Here is a 15,217-nt window from a genome sequence, read left to right as displayed (position 1 = left end):
CAAGGGCGCCGCCCGCGCGGCGCTGGACGGCGACTTGAAGGGCTTTGCCTCCAACTGGTGGAAGGACGTTGCCGCGCGCGGGATGGAGGAAGGGCTGAACAGCATCAGCGACTTCCTGTTTTCGCTGTTCCGCAACGCCTTCGGTCAGGGCGCGAACGCGCTCAATGCTGGCGGTGGCGGTGGTGGCGGGCTGTTCGGCTCGATCCTGGGCGGGATTGGTGCGGCGCTTGGCGCAGGCGGCAACAGCCTTGGCGGTGTCAGCGCCTCGTCGCAGTCCTATCTGGATGGCATTTCGTCAACACTCGGAACGGGCAACCTTCAGGGTTTCGCTCAGGGCACCAAAGGTTGGCTCACTCCGAAGGGCGGCATGTCGGGCGTCGACAAGAATGTGACTGCGTTCCGCATGTCCTCAAACGAAGAGTTTGCCGTCCGTCGCAAAGGTGAAGTCGGCGGTCCGGTGGGCGGCGGCGATAGCTATCACTTTAGCGGCAATCTGCTGACGCCCGAATGGTGGGCCGCGATCGACGCCAAGGATAGCGCATCGTCGGCGCAGGCGGTGGGCATGACCGAGCGGCGCGCGAACCGCCGGGCCAATCGTCGGATGGGGAGGTAGACCTTGGCGGTCATCGACCTCACTGACCTGCGCATCCGCATCCCGGAGCCATCAATGCCGGACTATGGCGTGATGCAGACGCCGGTGCTGGGCGGGTCGACCAACCGTATCGGACGGCTGGGCGGCGGACATTTGCTGAAGCTGACCCTGCCGCCTGAAGACATGGAGCCTGATGGGCGGAAGATCGTCGCCCGATTGCAGATGGCAAAGGAATATGGGGCCGTCATCGCATGGCCACAGGTGGACTTTTCCATCGGAACGCCCGGCGCGGCCATCACGGTTTCCAGCGCGGTCGCCGGTGGGCGCTATGTGCAGATCACCGGCGCGACGCCGCGCTATGCTATCCGCATGGGCCAGGCGCTCAACATCACCCGCAACGGCCATCGCTATCTCTATTTCGCAGGCGCTCAGACGGTGCTGGACGCATCCGGTGCGGGCACTGTCACCCTGACCCGCCCGCTGCGGACGAAGCTGCTGGGTGCCGAGGCGGTCAACCTCGCCAAGCCGGTCATTGAAGGTTGGATCGTCGGCGATAATTTCGGCTGGCCGATTGACGAGCAGCGCAATGTTGGCCTGCAATTTGACGTGATGGAGCGCGCATGACAGTCCTGTCCCCCGCTCTCGACGCTGCGCTGGCTGGCGCGCGCGTCACCATGTTCGGCGCGCTCAAGATCGAATTGCCCACCATCACGGCCCGACTGCTGGACGGGTCCGCCGAAATCACCTTGGGCGGCGAAGATTATGCCGGTTCGGCGGATGGCTTCGGCACCTGGGAATCGATCGAGGAAATCGAAGACGGCTTTGGCGACGAAGCGCCCGGTACCACGATCACCATCCTCCCGCAGGACGACGCGGCGACGGCTCTGATTTCCGACCCCGACAACCAATATTCGCCGATCACCGTCATGGTCGGCGCGCGCGATGATGAGACGGGCCTAAGTATAGGCGATCCCTATGTGGCGATCCGGGGCGTCATTGACGTGCCGATCCATGGCTTTGGCCTGCGTGAAACGACCGTCGAACTGGACGTTGTGAGCGAGATGGAATTGCTGATGTTCAATGATGAAGACCGGGTGATGTCGCCAGCCTTCCATCATCGCGTCTGGCCCGGCGAGCTTGGCATGGATCACTGCACCGGCGTTACGGACAATGGCTATTGGGGCCAGAACCCGCCCAGCGGCGGCATCCAGACGTCGCGCGGCTTCTCCGCCATCCGGCAGGCGATCGAAAATCGCCCGAACATGCGCCTCTGATATGGATCTGTCAGCGCGGCGCGACGCCACCCGTAAAACCGTTGAACGGTTCGCGGGCATCCCATTCGCATGGGGCGAATATGACTGCGGCAAAATGGTCATTGCCCATTTGCGAATGATGGGTCGCCGCCCGGTGCTTGGTCCCGGTGGCAGCTGGAAGACGATGACCGGCGCGCATCGCTTCGCCCGCCGCCACGGCGGCACCGGCGCAGCCTGCATTGATGGCTGGTTGCCTCATTCCCGGATCGTGCCAGCGCAGGCGATCATTGGCGATATCGTGGAAATGCCGGGGGAAGAGCCATTCGGCGCGTTTGGCGTGTGCGTCGGTAACGGGCGCGTCCTCGCATATCATGAGGATGCGGAGGGTGCGGCGATCATCCAGCCTGTCGAATATCTGGCGGCCTGGAGGGTCTGATGGGTAAGGCTCTGAGGATCGCCGCAGTCGTGGTCGCTATCGCCGCGGCTATCCCAACCGGCGGCACATCCCTGCTGGCCAGCGGTATCGCGAGCGCGGGGATCGCGGCAGGCGCGACGGCATCGGCCATCGCCAGCGGATTGGCGGTCGGGCTTGGCTTTGCGGCCAGCATGACGGCAAAAAAGCCAAAGGTGTCCGGCGTCCAGACGAGTTGGTCCGCCGATCCCGACGCAGCGATCCCGATCATCTTCGGCCGCACGCTGATGAGCGGGGATATCCGCTATCGCAAGCAGCACGGAAACAAAAATAAATGGGACACGCTGGTCAGTGTCCTTTCGGGCTGCGGGCCGATCCACGCAATCAACCAGACCTATATGGAGAAAGAGCCGATCTCCTTTTCCGGCGGGTTGACCGGCGTCCACCAGATCGATGGCCATGATCGCATCTGGCAGCGCGTGCAATTGGGCGCGTGCCCGGAGGCCAGCTATCTGGCGCCGCTGGTTGGCGCCCCGCCCGGATGGACGCCGGCGCATAAGCTGTCGGGCTATGCCGCCGTCCTCAATACGTTCGAATATGACGCATCGGGCGATCATACTCTCACCAGCACGCCGCGCTTCAACTGGCTGGGCCAAGGCGTTCTTTGCTATGATCCGCGTCTGGACAGCAGCTATCCGGGCGGCTCTGGTGCCTGCCGGTGGAATGACCCGGCGACATGGGTCTATAGCGAATGTGGCTGGATACAGGCGCTGACCTTCGCGATCGGCTGGCATCAGGGTCCAAGCAACACGCGCGTCGGCGGCGTCGGCATGGATATCAGCGCGATCGACGTGGCGGCCTTTGTCGAAGCCGCCAACATCGCGGACGCGAACGCCTGGAAGTCGGGCGGCCGGGTTACGACGGCGGACGATAAATGGGAGGTGATGAAGTCGCTGGCGCAGGCGGGCGGGGGCGAGCCGATCCGCTACGGCGCGATCCTGTCCTGCTTCGTCAATGCCCCGCGCGTGTCGATCGGCACCATCGGGATCGAGGACGTCATCGGGCAGGCTTCGGTCGCCACGGCGCAATCCATCCGCAACCGGATCAATAGCATCACCCCTCGCTACACCTCGGAGGATCATTTCTGGGAGCAGGTGCCGGCGGGAACGGTCATCAATGCTGACTATCGGGCGACCGACGGGCGCGAACGCACCAAGATGGTCGCCTATCCCATGGTCCAGTGCGCAGCAAGCGAAACGCCGGATCAAGTCGCCCAACTTGCAGGCTACGACATTGCCAATGCGCGCGAAGCTGGCCCGATCGTGTTGCCGCTCAAGCTGCGGTTTTTGGGCTATCGCGGCGGCGACTGCCTGACGATCGAGGATGATCCCGCGTTTGGCCGGATCGCCGGCAAGGACGTGATCGTCCTCAAGCGCCAGATCGATCCTACCTCTGCCACGGTCACCCTCACCCTGCGAACCGAGACGGCCAGCAAGCATCCCTGGGCGCTGGGGCAAGTCGGCGTGCCTGCGCCGATGACTGACAGCACGTCGCCGCCTCCGTTCAGCATGGAGCAACCCACGCTACTGACGCTGGTTACCACCACGGACACGACCGCGACCATTTCCGCGCGCGCTCAGACCACTGGCCTATTCCAGTATATGGTCTTTTTCGCGGGCAATACCGCCACCTTTGCGGACGCCGTGCCGATTACGCCTCAGATCGTGGACGCGCCCGGCGCGGTCCGTCAGGTGCAAGAGATCGACATAGTCGCCGGGCCGCGCTTCTATTGGGCGGTAGCCTATACCGCAGATGGCATAGGCTCCGACCCGACTGGCCCGCTGGAGGTGAATGTCGGCGGCTTAGAGTTCGGTTCCGCCAGCCTTCCCAGCGGCGCCAGCCTTACCCGCGCATCGACCAAGAGCCGCATCAACTCCAGCGGCGCGCTCCAGAGCGTGGCCGTAGATGCGGCGGCCATCGAATATCACCCGACCACGCACGCGGTGCTGGGCGTGTCGGTCGAACCCTCCGCCACCAACGAGGCGACCAACAACAGCAATACCGGTGCGGCGGTCGGCATCATCGGCTCGGGCGGCGCGCTGCCAACCGGCTGGACCATGCCGGAAGGGAATGGCGGCGCAGCGGTGGAGGTCAAATCCATCACCACCGTTGACGGCTTTGACATCATCGAAATCCAGATGTCCGGCACGGCGACGTCTACCGCCGCGCTCACGCTCCGCCCGGATACTGCCGGCGCAGCAGCAAGCGCAGGGCAGACGTGGACCAACAGCCTCTATCTGGCGCTGTCGGCGGGGTCGCTGACCAATGTTTCCGGCTTCGCCTTGCGCGCCGGCAGCGAGACGGGGTCGACCAGCCTCAGCGGCATCACATCGACCCTCACCCGCTACATCAACACGCGCACGCTCACGTCGACGTCAGCGCGGCAGGTGGTGCGGTTCAACTGGTCAGCCGTCGGCGCCGCGATCAATTTCACGCTAAAGATCGCCCTGCCCCAACGCGAACTGGGCAGCAAGGCGACCTCCCCGATCAAGACGAGTGGCGCAGTCGCCACCCGCGCCGCCGATGCGCTGACCTTGTCCTGGGCATCGCGCAACGTGCCCGATGGCGCGATCATGGTGCGCTACACATTTGACGACGGTTCTACGCAGGACGTCCCCACCACGGTCAGTGGTGGCAATTCTGTCGTTCCGACCAATCTCAACCGCCCCATCATCCGCAAGGTGGAGCGCGTCTGAGGGCGTCAGCCTTCGATCACAGCAAAGGACACACGCATGGACACGCCAACCGTGCCGCTCACCGCGGCGCGCAACCTCGACCTGCGCGAAGAATATGGCCTCCTGGGCGAGGATGACGGCCCGCTCAACCTGACCGGCTGCACGCTCAAGATGGAGGTGCGGCTATATGGCGCGCAGCCCGGTGCCGCGCTCATCAGCCTGCCGCAGGTGACGAGCGATATCCTTGGCGTCCGCGTCACGGATGCTGCGAACGGCCTCATTCGGATCATCATCCCGAAAGCCAATCTGGCGGCGCTGCCCGGAGGGCCTGCGAACGGGACAGAGCCGAATCAGCCAGACGTCTTTGTCTACGACCTGCTGATTGATCGCGCTTCCCCGCTCGAACCGCTCGCCATGGCGGGCACTTTCACCGTCTCGCCCGGAGTGACCATCCTATGAAATATGTTCGGCTCTACCCGTATAGCGAACAGATCGCGGCCGAGCGGACCCGCGCCTTGGCCGCCGAGAGCGTGCTTGCTGATGCCGTCGCCGGAAAGGCTTCGGCATCATCCGTGGTCGCGCTTGGCGGGCGAATGGACGTCGTTGAAGACGGACTATCCGCCGAGGTGGTCCGCGCGACCGGCGCGGAAGCGGTCTTCGATGGTCGCCTTGACGCGGTCGAAGGTGCGCTGCCCGGCAAAGCCAGCGCGACGGACTTGGTGAACGAGATCAACCGGGCGGAAGCGGCGGAGGCCGGCCTCCAGGAAAGCATTACGGGGCTGACCGTTCGCGCCGACGCTGTCGATGGTGAACTGGACGGCCTGTCTGATGGGCTTGCCGACGAAGCGGCAATCCGCGCCGGGCAGACCGCCGCCCTTGATGGCCGGGCGACCAGCCTGGAAGGCCGCGCTTATACTGTCGAGCAGCAGGCCGACCTGGATCGCGACCTGATCGAGGGCGCGCGCTATCCGGTCACCTATGGCCGTCTGGCGCTGCAAGCCGACGAAAAGGGCCTTGCCGACCTGACCCTGACGTCCGAGGGGATTGACGGCCGGTTTTCCCGCCCCGGCTCGCAGCGCACGCCCGTGACGTTCGGTCGCGCGCCGGTCATGATCGATCAGGACAAGTCTTCGCCGCTGGCGGTGGACGCAACCGGCAAGTTTGTGCTGGGCGCGCTGGCATCGGAACCGACCGCCAAGATGCCGATCACGGCGGGCGCTGTCCCGGTCGTCATGGACCCTAACGGCGCGTCCATCGTCTCCTTCGACAGCGCCGGGCGGCCGGTGCTGGCGGCAATGACGTCGGAACCGACGCTACGCACCCCGATCAGCAACGGCATCCTGCCGACCGAGCAGACGCCGGACGGCGAAGTGCTGCGCGGCCAGTTTGATGGCGTGCCCTATGATCCGGGCGCGGCGGCGCAGGCGGCGGCCGACCCTGCCGGCGAAACCATGTTCAACCGCAAGCAGCTTGCCGTCTTCGACGTCGATCCGGGTTCGCTTTGGCCAACGCGCCGGATCGTCACCCTGTCGCAGCAGGGCGACTTCACGCCGCTAGGCGCCCTGTCTCCGGGGCTGATGCGGGTGAAGGGGCCTGACCCTGACTATCCGATCGGCATCGTCGGCTGGCGCGCGCAGCTGCTTGCATCCTCGATCCTCTACATCATCATAAAGCACGGCCAGTCCAACAGCATCGGGATCACCGGCGCGGCGGATGGGTCGAACCCGAACCCGAAATTCACGGTGCTGGCATCGATGCCGGGGCAGTGCTTCACCTTCAACAACGGCCCGCACCCGCATCAGTCTTCGGGCGGTTCGGGCGACGTCGCCACGCCCGCCGATCCAGCCGGGTTCGCCAGCTTCATCGATATGAAAGTCAATGAATATGAGGGGTCCGGCCTTGGCGCTGCCGAGGTCTTCGCCATGGCGAGCGGGGCCAAGGTGCTGCTCATCAACAATGGCTTTTCCGGTTCCAGCTTCAATGAGCTGGTCGGCCAGGTCGGCGCCGACGCCCAGCCGTGGACTGACATCATTGCCATGGTCAGTTCGGCGGTGACGATCGCGGCGGGCATGGGGCTGACGCCGGTCATTGCCGGCGTCATCTTCGATTGGGGCGAAAACGGCGACGCCGACGAGGTCGCGGGCAATGTCACGAACTTCAACGCCCTGCGCACCAAGGTCACCGCCCTCGCTCCCTTGACCGGGCAGAGCGCCCCGATCCCGATTATTGCCTGCCAGCCGGCGTCGACCCGGTCGCTGGATACTGGCCTCCCCCGCCCGGCCGCGCTGGCCATCGCGAATTGGGCGGCAAGCGTATCGAACTATGCCGTGGCCCTGCCGCTCTATTGGACGTCCATGGATGACGTCGCGACCGTCCATCACCGTGCCCAAGGCCACCGTCATATCGATGAACTGAGCGGGCATCTGCTCTGGAACTTCTACGACGTTGGCCGGGCGCGTACGCCGCGCATGGTATCGGCGCGGCGCACCGGCACGCTGGTGACCGTCACCATGTCCGAGGCCGTGGCGATCGACAGCAAGGGGGTCGCCGATCCGGGCAACTACGGGATCAGCTATCGCGACAGCACCGCGTCGCGGACGGTCAGCGGCGTCAAGGTCGACGGCAATATCATTGCCTTCCGTGTCACCGGCGCGACCGGCGCGGGCGAGGTCGTGTCGATGGCCTGCCACGGTGCGAAGAAATATCCCGACCTGTCGAACCGCGACGGGATGGGCCGCCTCTACGGCTTGCGGTCCTGCATCCGCTCGCTTCGCAAATATTGGTCGCACACGACCGGCCGCCCGCTCTGGCTCTGGGCGCAGCAGCAAGAACTCAACGTCTCCGTCACGGCTTAACGAAAGGACATCATCATGGCGCTTACTCCGACTCGTGGTCACACGCTCATCACCCGCTCGATCGGCGCGAAGGGCGGCCAATATCTGGACATCTCCCAGGCCGAAATCGATCTGGTCAACTTCCCCGATCTTGATCTTTGGATCGATGGCAAGAGCCTGGTCGCCGGATCGACCACCGCACTGCGTGACAGGGTCAATGGGGTGGCTGGCAGCGTCGACGGCATCGTCACGCGCGGGCCTTCGGGCGGGAGCAAGGATAATGTCGGCTTCGTCTTTGCTGACGTGGGCGATGGTCAGCGCCTCGCCGTGCCGACCTATGTCCTGCCGCCCACCTATACCATGTGCTTCGTCATCAATCCGGCCAATGGCGGCGTCACCAGCATCCGCGCGCTGGCCTATGAAAATCCCAATGGCGAATATCTATCGAGCTGGCTGGCGCAGTCTGCGGCCGATACGCCGCTGGATCTGCGCTGGCGCCATGGCGCGGCCGGCGGCTTGAACCTCACCGGCGTGATCCCGCATGGCCAGCGATCGCTGGTGACCGTCCACTATGATGCCGCCCGGACCCGGCTGGCCGCTTTCCTGGGCAAGACGCTGCTCGGCACCATCGTCGAGAATGTGAAGAACGATGGCAACACGCCCGGCATTTATGTCGGCGGGCGGCCGGGCACCGGCAACCCCACGCACCACTTCAACGGCATGATCGAGGCGGCGGTGATTGTCCGCGATGCCGAGATGTATTCGACCGACGTGGGCGCGGCTGCGAATACTCGGCGCAATGCGCTGATCGAGGCGATGGCGGCGGTATACGGCCTGACCGTCTGACGTCCGGCGATGAACCCGTCATGCAGAGCGGAGCGCGCCCAATGAATACTGACGAGCTGCTGGTGCGGTATCTCTACATCCCGCTCGCTGCGCTGGCCGGGGCCGTGTCGTCGCTCGGCGCGCGGCGCTGGCGCACCATGACGAAAGCGAAGATGGCGATGACCGTCCTCATGGGCGCGACCTTCGCCATCTTCGTGACGCCGTGGGCGGCCCATGAATTTGTCGGGGTTGATGAGGGTGACGCCAGAGCGACGGTCGCCCTTACCTATCTGTTCGCCATCGGGGCGCACGTCCTGCTCCCATGGCTGATCCAGAAGCTGGAGCGGCTTATCGGCGCAGGAGACACGCAATGATCGCCTGGGACATCCTCAACTCGCTGGCGAGGGTGGCGATCACGCTGATCCTCGTCTGGAAGCTGGTCCGGTTTCAGGGCCTGTTCAACGGCTGGGAACGCGCGGGCATGAGCTTGGCCGCCGGCTGCTCACTCCTGACCGTCACCGTCATCTGGAGCGGGCAGCGCAGTCCCTTCGACGGCTGGGCTACCACGCTCTTCTCGATCGGGGTGCTGCTCTATTTCATCGGCCGCACGACGCGGCACTGGCGCCATGAGCGCGCCAATCAACTGCAATTGAAACAAGGGAGGCTGCGTTGACGATCGACCAGATGATTGACGAAGCGATCGGCCGCGAAGGCGGCTACGTCAATAATCCGAAGGACAAGGGCGGTCCGACGCGCTGGGGTATCACCGAACAGGTTGCCCGCGCCTATGGCTACAAGGGTGCTATGAACGTGCTACCGCGCGAAACGGCTGTCGCCATCTATCGCCAGCGCTATGCGATAGATCCCGGCTTCGACAAGATCGCGGCCATCTGCCCGGCGATCGGCCATGAACTGTTCGATACCGGCATCAACATGGGCGTCGCCACGGCCGGCCGGTTCCTCCAGCGGGCGCTCAATGTCCTCAACCGCCAGCAGAAAGACTATCCCGACTTGATCGTGGATGGCGCTTGTGGCGAGAAGACGCGGGCGGCCCTCAAGGGCTATGTCGCGGTACGAGGCGCTGCCGGCGGCGAAGTGCTGCGGAAGGCGCTCGATGCGCTTCAGGGGGCTCGCTACATCGAAATTGCGGAAGCGAACCCGACGCAGGAGGCATTTCTGTACGGCTGGATTGCCAATCGCGTGGGGGTGCTGGCATGAACAACCGCCACAACGTCATCGCCTATCTGGCAACCCTCTCTGCCATCGTCATCATGTCGATCGTCGCGGCCATCATCTGCATCGTCGTGGAGCCGGATACCCACCTTGCCCAGATCGTGGCGGCGCTGGGCTTCATCGGCGCGGCGGTGACCGGCCTTATCGGCGTCATCGGCACATTCAAGGCGCGGGACAACAGCGAGGCGATGAACGAGCAGCTTATCGCCAAGCTGCCGCCTGCCGCGCCGGTGGAGGAGCAGCCATGATCTTCATCGCCGGCTTCGTCATGGGCGCGGCAACCGTGATCGGCGTCCTCGTCATCGCCGCCTGCGCCATCTGGAAGCAGATCGCATGACCCGCCTCGCTCCCCTCGCCCTCCTCCTGCTCACCGGCTGCGCGCACAACCTCGCCACCTGCGACAATGCGCGGTCGGTGGCGCAGGCTGCTACGGTGGTTATGGCGCGGGTTTGCCCGATCAGTCAGCCATAAGGTGCAGACGGCAGTGCTTAGTTTGAATTTAGCCTTTGATACCTTTTGACCAAGCGCTTTTGTGTGGCGGCTTGGGCGCCTTTCCCTTTTTTCGGTCATCGGGGTGGACCCATCCTTCAGGCGGCGCATAGGATGGCGGTCGCGTGATTAGACCTTTAGCCCCTTGCACTGTCTCCCCCATTACACATCGCTCTAAAATCGCAGCGGACAGGCTAAAATGCTTGAAGCAGTGCGGCTGGACCTTTGTAGGGACGGATTTGTTCGGCGGGGCTACGCCAAGCAAGCGCTTTCCTGGAAAGCGCTCACAAAAAAGCTTCGCAGTAGCGGCCTGATCGGAATCGGCACTTAAAAGAATTGCCATGTCATATTTGTCATCAACCGCGTCGAGCATCAGATGAAGCGCGACGTTGATGTCCGATTGCTTTTCATTCCATTTTTCTCCGTCATGCACGTGATGGCCGGGGATGACGGTTACACCGTGCGCACGCTGGGCGGCATTAAAGGTGTTATGGCGATCGCGCTTTTCAGGCATATGAGCTGGGACGGCCGTGCAGAACGCAACCTTTGTCAGCTTCGCTCCATGCGGTTCGCAGATAATTTCGCCCAACTTCCATAGGTTTGCCCATTTCAGGTAGGGCAAGCCCATCTCGTGGTTGGGGTGATAAAGGTTGAAGCCATCGATATAGAATGCAGCCCGGCATTCAACTTTTGGTTGACTTTCTTCCACTGACACTCTAGATGCCCCCTTACAACGCGATGCTGCTCTCAGCATAGCCAGCCCCGGCGTCTAACGGCGACCGGGGTTTGTTGTTTTAGTCTTTCTTTCTATCAGGTCCACGCTTTTTCAGCGCGTCTGGATATCGTTTCCTATTTGATAGAGAAGGCAAGGTCGGACTGGCGATCGAGGGGCTGGGCTACATCGTCGCAGCCGGCCGAGCGCTGATTAGGGCGGTAAAGGGTGATCCTGCCGCGCGCCGCGAAGGTGAAATGCGACAGGATCGCGCTGGCGATACCGACGCCGCAAGCAGAGGGCAATAAAAGGCTTGCGCCGCCGCGCGACCCGATTGGACATCGGGCACCGATGCGCATAATGTCGGCCCGCTGTCCCGATCTTTTCCGTGAGGGCCGGCCCGCATCGTGCGGCGAACCATCCCGACTGTCGGGCTCGGAACGGATCAACGCGGAGATTTTATGGCCAAAGACACCGATTTCCAAGTGCCGCTCGATCACCAAGGTCGGGCTGAATGCCTGGAGCAGCTGGCGGAAGATGTGCGCGCGGGCAGCGACCAAGCCGAAGCCATTGCGCGCCTGGCTCTAGTTCTCGCAGCGAATCATCGTGACAAGATCATCATGTGATGGGGGTCGTCGCGCTCAGCGGGGTCCAGGTTCCAGTCGCGAAACTCTCGTGTGTTGCGTGGCCATGAACCTTTATCAGATGTTCAGTGCAATCCGGAAATTCCTGAACTTGAGAGGCACTGGCTTTGTCCAACCCAGAGACAATCCGAAGTGAGACGAACACCTAATATTGCGGTGCGCGTCGCCCGGCAAATTCGCACTTCACCATCTTGCAGTCTGGCATGCTATCGCTACGACCGTTGCAAAGTCGGAGGGTTGTATGGTGCGTTGGGATTTTAGTGCATGGCCGGTTGATGTAATCAGCCATAGCGCGCTTGACACATTCTTAGAAATTGAATCGGTTAAGGAAGGTATCCATGAGATACAGGACGAAGGCCATCGTGTTCATTTTTTATTCCGTGATAATAAATCCAGAAATTTGTTAGTTTTCTTCCACGGAGCGATGCCAGACGATAAACTGGACAATTACACTCTCCCTGTATTCTCAGGTGTAAAAATCGCAGACAAAGCTGATGCAGATAGAATGCTTATCAGTGATACCACTTTGTCGCTTTCTGACGATAAATTGAAGCTTGGCTGGTTCTCTGGAAACGCGTCGTATAATTTTTTCAAAACCATTCAAGCCGTGATTGCTAAAGTTGCATCGACATACGACCGAGTGATTTTTATCGGGGGATCTGGCGGAGGATTTGCATCTTTGCGTTCTTCGGCGCTCATCCCTGGGTCGACGGCGCTTGTTTGGAATCCGCAGACAAATATCGCTAAGTATCACAGGAAGGCGGTCTCTCATTATGGGAAAGAATGTTTTGGTAACGAGGATTTCGAAGCCATAGACCCTGCCCTCAAAGCCGCCCGACACAGCAATTTATGCGATCTTTACGCCGAACCCAGAGACAATAAGATCATATATTTTCAAAATGGCACTGACAGTCTGCATGTTCGTCAACATGCGGGGCCATTTCTGAAGACTTACGAAGGCGCCTTTGGGCTGGGGCATCCGGCCCCCACGTTCGGCCTATTTGGAAGAAAGCTTTTGCATGTTCAGGGCCGATGGCCTGGGGGGCACAAGCCACCTCCTCAAAGGGTTCTAGTTAAGACCATCCGCACCTTTTTGGCTGCTAGTGATCACGAGGCTCTAGCCTCAGTTCACAAGGCATTAAGCCATGAAAAATATACCTCGCTTATCTATCAGTAAGAGGTCTATGGCATGGGCTGGAATAAGGCGACGGCGGTCCTGGCCATGCTAGCGTCGTCGTTAGGCACTGCGCACGCTGGCAATCGCCTTATTCTGGCTGGGGACTCTACAGTCGCCGATTATCCGCCTGAAAGATATCCGCAGGTGGGTTGGGGGATGATGCTTCGATGCGGGATCATACCACCATTGCAAATTCTAAATTTTGCAAAGGGAGGTAGCAGCACTCGAACTTTTATTGGAACAGGTAGATGGCAGCATCTTCTTGATAAGACGCGTGCGAAGGATGTAGTGCTGATACAATTTGGGACCAACGACGCATCTCCGCAAGCTCATCGACATACCGATGCTGGAACCAGCTTTCGTGAAAACCTCTCGCGCATGGTCAACGATGTCCGTTCGAAAAATGCAACGCCCGTTCTATTAACACCGGTAGCTCGGCGATCCTTCGACAAATCGGGAGTCGTACGCGAGAGTTTTCCAGAATATTCTCAGGCGGTGCGGACAGTGGCTAGGCAAGAAAGCGCCACTCTTATTGATCTTTCCGCGATCTCATTGAAGTGGATTTCGTCGCTGGGCGCTAAAGGGTCAAAGCCGTTCTACTTATATATACCGCCGGGACGGATAAGTAAGTTCCCCAATGGCCGTCAAGATAACACTCATTTTAGTGAAATCGGCGGCCGCCGGATCGCGCAGTTTATCGCCGGCGAACTTGTTCGTCTTAAATTGCCAGTATCAGATATGATTTCGCCAAATGCAGTTGGTCTTAGGCGTACGGAACCTCTAGGGTCAAACGGATGCTAGTTGGTTCGGGGCTAAACCGGCGGTGGCTTAGCGGCGCCTAGCCGCGATTCTGCGATATACTCCAGCGCTTTCACCGCCAGTTCCGTCCGCCGCTCGATCGCCTTTTCGCCGCGTTCCATCAGCCCAATGAATGTGGGCGACAGGTCCAGTTCGGCCGCCATGCGCCCCTGCGTCCAGCCAAGCCGTTTCCTGGCTGCCTTCAGTTCTTCGCCTTGCATCGCCATCATCAAAGCCCTATTCTACGTCCCGGCCCCCGTCCCGCTTCTTTTGGCGGTTCCGAAGGCCGGTCAGGTTAGAAGCGGATTTTGAGGATCAGTCTGATCCGCTTCCATTTGAACCGGAGGGAGAGATTTACCATCTCTTTTCTCCTGTCCGTCGTCAGGGCTCATTCCCTGCCGACAGCAGTTTAGTAACTCAGTTACGTTTCATGCGCAAGCGGAAATCGTAACTGAGTTATTTTTTTACCACCATTTAAAGACGCGGCCGCCCGATATCGGAATCACGATATCGCGAGCGGGGGTGCTGGGCTGCAACCCAGCAACCGGCGAGATCACAACTCGCTACGGGATATGACCGTCAGCTGGTATAAAACGGAAGACGGCTGTGAAAGTCGCCAAGCTGCAAGGTAGTCATATCTTCTATGAACTCACACTCGATCAGATAACGGCCTGCGCCTTCATCGTGAACGACGAGATTCCCGCGCGCTCTGATCGCCGAAGTCAGAGTGCTGTTAGTCACACGCCTTCTGGGCGCATACAAGGTACAGCTGTAGTCGAAAGTTCGCATCATTGCTTACTCAATGGCCTCCCGGTCCGATAATCCATCAACTGGTCGACCCGCTCCGCGATAGCCTGCCAGGTGACGATGCCACCTTCATTGGCCGCTGCGACCATCCGAGCGATCATCGTGGCGACATGCTCCGGGGCGTCGGCTCCATGTTCCTTGATGACCCGCTGGGCACAGGCCCACAGTTCCCAATCGGTCAGTTGGGCCATGGCGCTACGCGCTCAGCCACTCGACCTCGGCATCATCCAACGCCTCAAAGCTATCACCCTCTGCCCCGGCCTCCTGAAGCCGCTTGCGAAGTTCGTCCGGCGTGGTGGCCCGGCTGAACCGGGGATCGCTTTTCGCCTGCTTCGCCAGCGTGCCTATCCAGTCATCCCGGCCGGTCTGCTTTAGCAGCCAGCCGCCGAACGGTTCGCCCTGCTCATTTGTCGACATGATGCACCTCGCATGATTCGCATGGTCATATCACGGTTTGCGTGACGCCGGTTCGATCCCATGGACTTGCGTGAAACTTGCGTGAATTTCGCGCAAAATCCCGTTTCGTTCTTGCCCTGTTCGCGCATGAGAACATTGGAAAACCGCAGAAAACCGCGCATATCACAATTACACACTGTGTTGACATCGCAGGGGTCGCAAGTTCAATCCTTGCCACGCCCACCATGACAAAGCCCGTCGCTTCTGATGAAGCGGCGGGCTTTCTCTTTCCAGTTTTTGGTTGATCCGG

20 protein-coding genes are annotated in these 15,217 nt (G+C 61.2%); 16 read left to right on the top strand and 4 right to left on the bottom strand.

Translation table 11 applies throughout. The features are described 5' to 3' along the window. The first annotated feature begins 34 nt into the window (after nt 1-34). From V473_RS02465 to V473_RS02410, 12 genes are read left to right on the top strand one after another with little or no spacing between them, the layout of a single operon-like run. Nucleotides 35-613: a hypothetical protein gene (locus V473_RS02465; RefSeq protein ID WP_066600157.1), complete on the top strand. Its 579-nt coding sequence runs from the start codon at nt 35-37 to the stop codon at nt 611-613. Nucleotides 614-616: 3 nt separating this feature from the next. Further along, on the top strand, nt 617-1,216 hold the full coding sequence (locus V473_RS02460) for a hypothetical protein (protein ID WP_066600155.1): 600 nt from the start codon (nt 617-619) through the stop codon (nt 1,214-1,216). Next, a complete protein-coding gene (locus tag V473_RS02455) occupies nt 1,213-1,866 on the top strand; it encodes a hypothetical protein (RefSeq protein WP_066600151.1) in 654 nt (217 codons plus the stop codon). Before V473_RS02460 ends, V473_RS02455 begins: the two co-directional genes overlap by 4 nt. A gap of 1 nt (nt 1,867) precedes the next feature. Next, entirely contained in the window at nt 1,868-2,281 is a 414-nt protein-coding gene (locus V473_RS02450; RefSeq protein ID WP_066600148.1) for a DUF6950 family protein, read from the top strand. Further along, nucleotides 2,281-5,013 (top strand): phage head spike fiber domain-containing protein, encoded by a 2,733-nt coding sequence (locus tag V473_RS02445; RefSeq protein WP_066600143.1) that lies wholly within the window; start codon nt 2,281-2,283, stop codon nt 5,011-5,013. Before V473_RS02450 ends, V473_RS02445 begins: the two co-directional genes overlap by 1 nt. 36 nt (nt 5,014-5,049) lie before the next feature. Beyond that, complete coding sequence (locus V473_RS02440) at nt 5,050-5,451, top strand: hypothetical protein (protein WP_066600141.1); 402 nt, start codon at nt 5,050-5,052, stop codon at nt 5,449-5,451. Continuing rightward, the gene (locus tag V473_RS02435; protein ID WP_066600138.1) at nt 5,448-7,847 is read left to right on the top strand and encodes a hypothetical protein; all 2,400 of its coding nucleotides are present in this window, start codon (nt 5,448-5,450) and stop codon (nt 7,845-7,847) included. Before V473_RS02440 ends, V473_RS02435 begins: the two co-directional genes overlap by 4 nt. Before the next feature lie 15 nt (nt 7,848-7,862). Further along, nucleotides 7,863-8,672: a hypothetical protein gene (locus V473_RS02430; RefSeq protein WP_066600136.1), complete on the top strand. Its 810-nt coding sequence runs from the start codon at nt 7,863-7,865 to the stop codon at nt 8,670-8,672. 41 nt (nt 8,673-8,713) lie between these two features. Next, nucleotides 8,714-9,025, top strand: coding sequence for a hypothetical protein (locus V473_RS02425; RefSeq protein WP_066600134.1), 312 nt, complete (start codon nt 8,714-8,716; stop codon nt 9,023-9,025). Further along, on the top strand, nt 9,022-9,324 hold the full coding sequence (locus V473_RS02420) for a hypothetical protein (protein WP_066600132.1): 303 nt from the start codon (nt 9,022-9,024) through the stop codon (nt 9,322-9,324). The genes V473_RS02425 and V473_RS02420 overlap by 4 nt, the downstream gene beginning before the upstream one ends. Next, nucleotides 9,321-9,869: a glycoside hydrolase family 108 protein gene (locus V473_RS02415; RefSeq protein WP_066600131.1), complete on the top strand. Its 549-nt coding sequence runs from the start codon at nt 9,321-9,323 to the stop codon at nt 9,867-9,869. The genes V473_RS02420 and V473_RS02415 overlap by 4 nt, the downstream gene beginning before the upstream one ends. Beyond that, entirely contained in the window at nt 9,866-10,132 is a 267-nt protein-coding gene (locus V473_RS02410; RefSeq protein ID WP_066600129.1) for a hypothetical protein, read from the top strand. The genes V473_RS02415 and V473_RS02410 overlap by 4 nt, the downstream gene beginning before the upstream one ends. A gap of 251 nt (nt 10,133-10,383) precedes the next feature. Here the strand turns inward: V473_RS02410 and V473_RS22740 are convergent, their stop codons facing one another. Then, nucleotides 10,384-11,088 carry an NYN domain-containing protein gene (locus V473_RS22740; protein ID WP_082678955.1) on the bottom strand — a complete coding sequence of 235 codons (705 nt, stop codon included), beginning with the start codon at nt 11,086-11,088 and terminating at the stop codon, nt 10,384-10,386. Nucleotides 11,089-11,546: 458 nt separating this feature from the next. Here V473_RS22740 and V473_RS23960 point away from each other — a divergent pair, with 458 nt between their 5' ends. The 3 genes from V473_RS23960 (at nt 11,547) to V473_RS22735 (ending at nt 13,707) form a co-directional block, all read left to right on the top strand. Beyond that, entirely contained in the window at nt 11,547-11,711 is a 165-nt protein-coding gene (locus V473_RS23960) for a hypothetical protein (protein WP_169793905.1), read from the top strand. 259 nt (nt 11,712-11,970) lie between these two features. Further along, nucleotides 11,971-12,906, top strand: a complete 936-nt coding sequence (locus V473_RS23410) for a hypothetical protein (RefSeq protein WP_148648308.1) — start codon at nt 11,971-11,973, stop codon at nt 12,904-12,906. A gap of 12 nt (nt 12,907-12,918) precedes the next feature. Continuing rightward, nucleotides 12,919-13,707, top strand: a complete 789-nt coding sequence (locus V473_RS22735; protein ID WP_082678954.1) for a rhamnogalacturonan acetylesterase — start codon at nt 12,919-12,921, stop codon at nt 13,705-13,707. Nucleotides 13,708-13,718: 11 nt separating this feature from the next. Here the strand turns inward: V473_RS22735 and V473_RS02400 are convergent, their stop codons facing one another. From V473_RS02400 to V473_RS02385, 3 genes are all read right to left on the bottom strand, one after another. Then, nucleotides 13,719-13,934 carry a helix-turn-helix transcriptional regulator gene (locus V473_RS02400; protein WP_066600119.1) on the bottom strand — a complete coding sequence of 72 codons (216 nt, stop codon included), beginning with the start codon at nt 13,932-13,934 and terminating at the stop codon, nt 13,719-13,721. 558 nt (nt 13,935-14,492) lie between these two features. Continuing rightward, nucleotides 14,493-14,702, bottom strand: coding sequence for a DUF6961 family protein (locus V473_RS02390; RefSeq protein ID WP_066600115.1), 210 nt, complete (start codon nt 14,700-14,702; stop codon nt 14,493-14,495). Between the two features lie 4 nt (nt 14,703-14,706). Next, the gene (locus tag V473_RS02385; RefSeq protein WP_066600112.1) at nt 14,707-14,928 is read right to left on the bottom strand and encodes a YozE family protein; all 222 of its coding nucleotides are present in this window, start codon (nt 14,926-14,928) and stop codon (nt 14,707-14,709) included. Nucleotides 14,929-15,005: 77 nt separating this feature from the next. Between V473_RS02385 and V473_RS23405 the strand changes: the two genes are divergently transcribed. After that, on the top strand, nt 15,006-15,212 hold the full coding sequence (locus tag V473_RS23405; protein ID WP_148648307.1) for a hypothetical protein: 207 nt from the start codon (nt 15,006-15,008) through the stop codon (nt 15,210-15,212). Nucleotides 15,213-15,217: the final 5 nt, after the last annotated feature.

Origin of the sequence: Sphingobium cupriresistens LL01 (genome assembly GCF_001046645.1) — a bacterium.
Classification (GTDB): Bacteria; Pseudomonadota; Alphaproteobacteria; order Sphingomonadales; family Sphingomonadaceae; genus Sphingobium; species Sphingobium cupriresistens.
The sequence above is the reverse complement of the archived record's forward strand: the minus strand, read 5'-3'. Positions and strand labels throughout refer to the sequence as shown.

Bases quoted from the DNA above. Each gene is read 5' to 3' on its own strand.
- V473_RS02455 (WP_066600151.1), top strand. From the start codon at position 1,213: ATGACAGTCCTGTCCCCCGCTCTCGACGCTGCGCTGGCTGGCGCGCGC.
- V473_RS02450 (WP_066600148.1), top strand. From the start codon at position 1,868: ATGGATCTGTCAGCGCGGCGCGACGCCACCCGTAAAACCGTTGAACGG.
- V473_RS02445 (WP_066600143.1), top strand. From the start codon at position 2,281: ATGGGTAAGGCTCTGAGGATCGCCGCAGTCGTGGTCGCTATCGCCGCG.
- V473_RS02440 (WP_066600141.1), top strand. From the start codon at position 5,050: ATGGACACGCCAACCGTGCCGCTCACCGCGGCGCGCAACCTCGACCTG.
- V473_RS02435 (WP_066600138.1), top strand. From the start codon at position 5,448: ATGAAATATGTTCGGCTCTACCCGTATAGCGAACAGATCGCGGCCGAG.
- V473_RS02430 (WP_066600136.1), top strand. From the start codon at position 7,863: ATGGCGCTTACTCCGACTCGTGGTCACACGCTCATCACCCGCTCGATC.
- V473_RS02425 (WP_066600134.1), top strand. From the start codon at position 8,714: ATGAATACTGACGAGCTGCTGGTGCGGTATCTCTACATCCCGCTCGCT.
- V473_RS02420 (WP_066600132.1), top strand. From the start codon at position 9,022: ATGATCGCCTGGGACATCCTCAACTCGCTGGCGAGGGTGGCGATCACG.
- V473_RS02410 (WP_066600129.1), top strand. From the start codon at position 9,866: ATGAACAACCGCCACAACGTCATCGCCTATCTGGCAACCCTCTCTGCC.
- V473_RS23960 (WP_169793905.1), top strand. From the start codon at position 11,547: ATGGCCAAAGACACCGATTTCCAAGTGCCGCTCGATCACCAAGGTCGG.
- V473_RS23410 (WP_148648308.1), top strand. From the start codon at position 11,971: ATGGTGCGTTGGGATTTTAGTGCATGGCCGGTTGATGTAATCAGCCAT.
- V473_RS22735 (WP_082678954.1), top strand. From the start codon at position 12,919: ATGGGCTGGAATAAGGCGACGGCGGTCCTGGCCATGCTAGCGTCGTCG.
- V473_RS02400 (WP_066600119.1), bottom strand. From the start codon at position 13,934: ATGATGGCGATGCAAGGCGAAGAACTGAAGGCAGCCAGGAAACGGCTT.
- V473_RS02390 (WP_066600115.1), bottom strand. From the start codon at position 14,702: ATGGCCCAACTGACCGATTGGGAACTGTGGGCCTGTGCCCAGCGGGTC.
- V473_RS02385 (WP_066600112.1), bottom strand. From the start codon at position 14,928: ATGTCGACAAATGAGCAGGGCGAACCGTTCGGCGGCTGGCTGCTAAAG.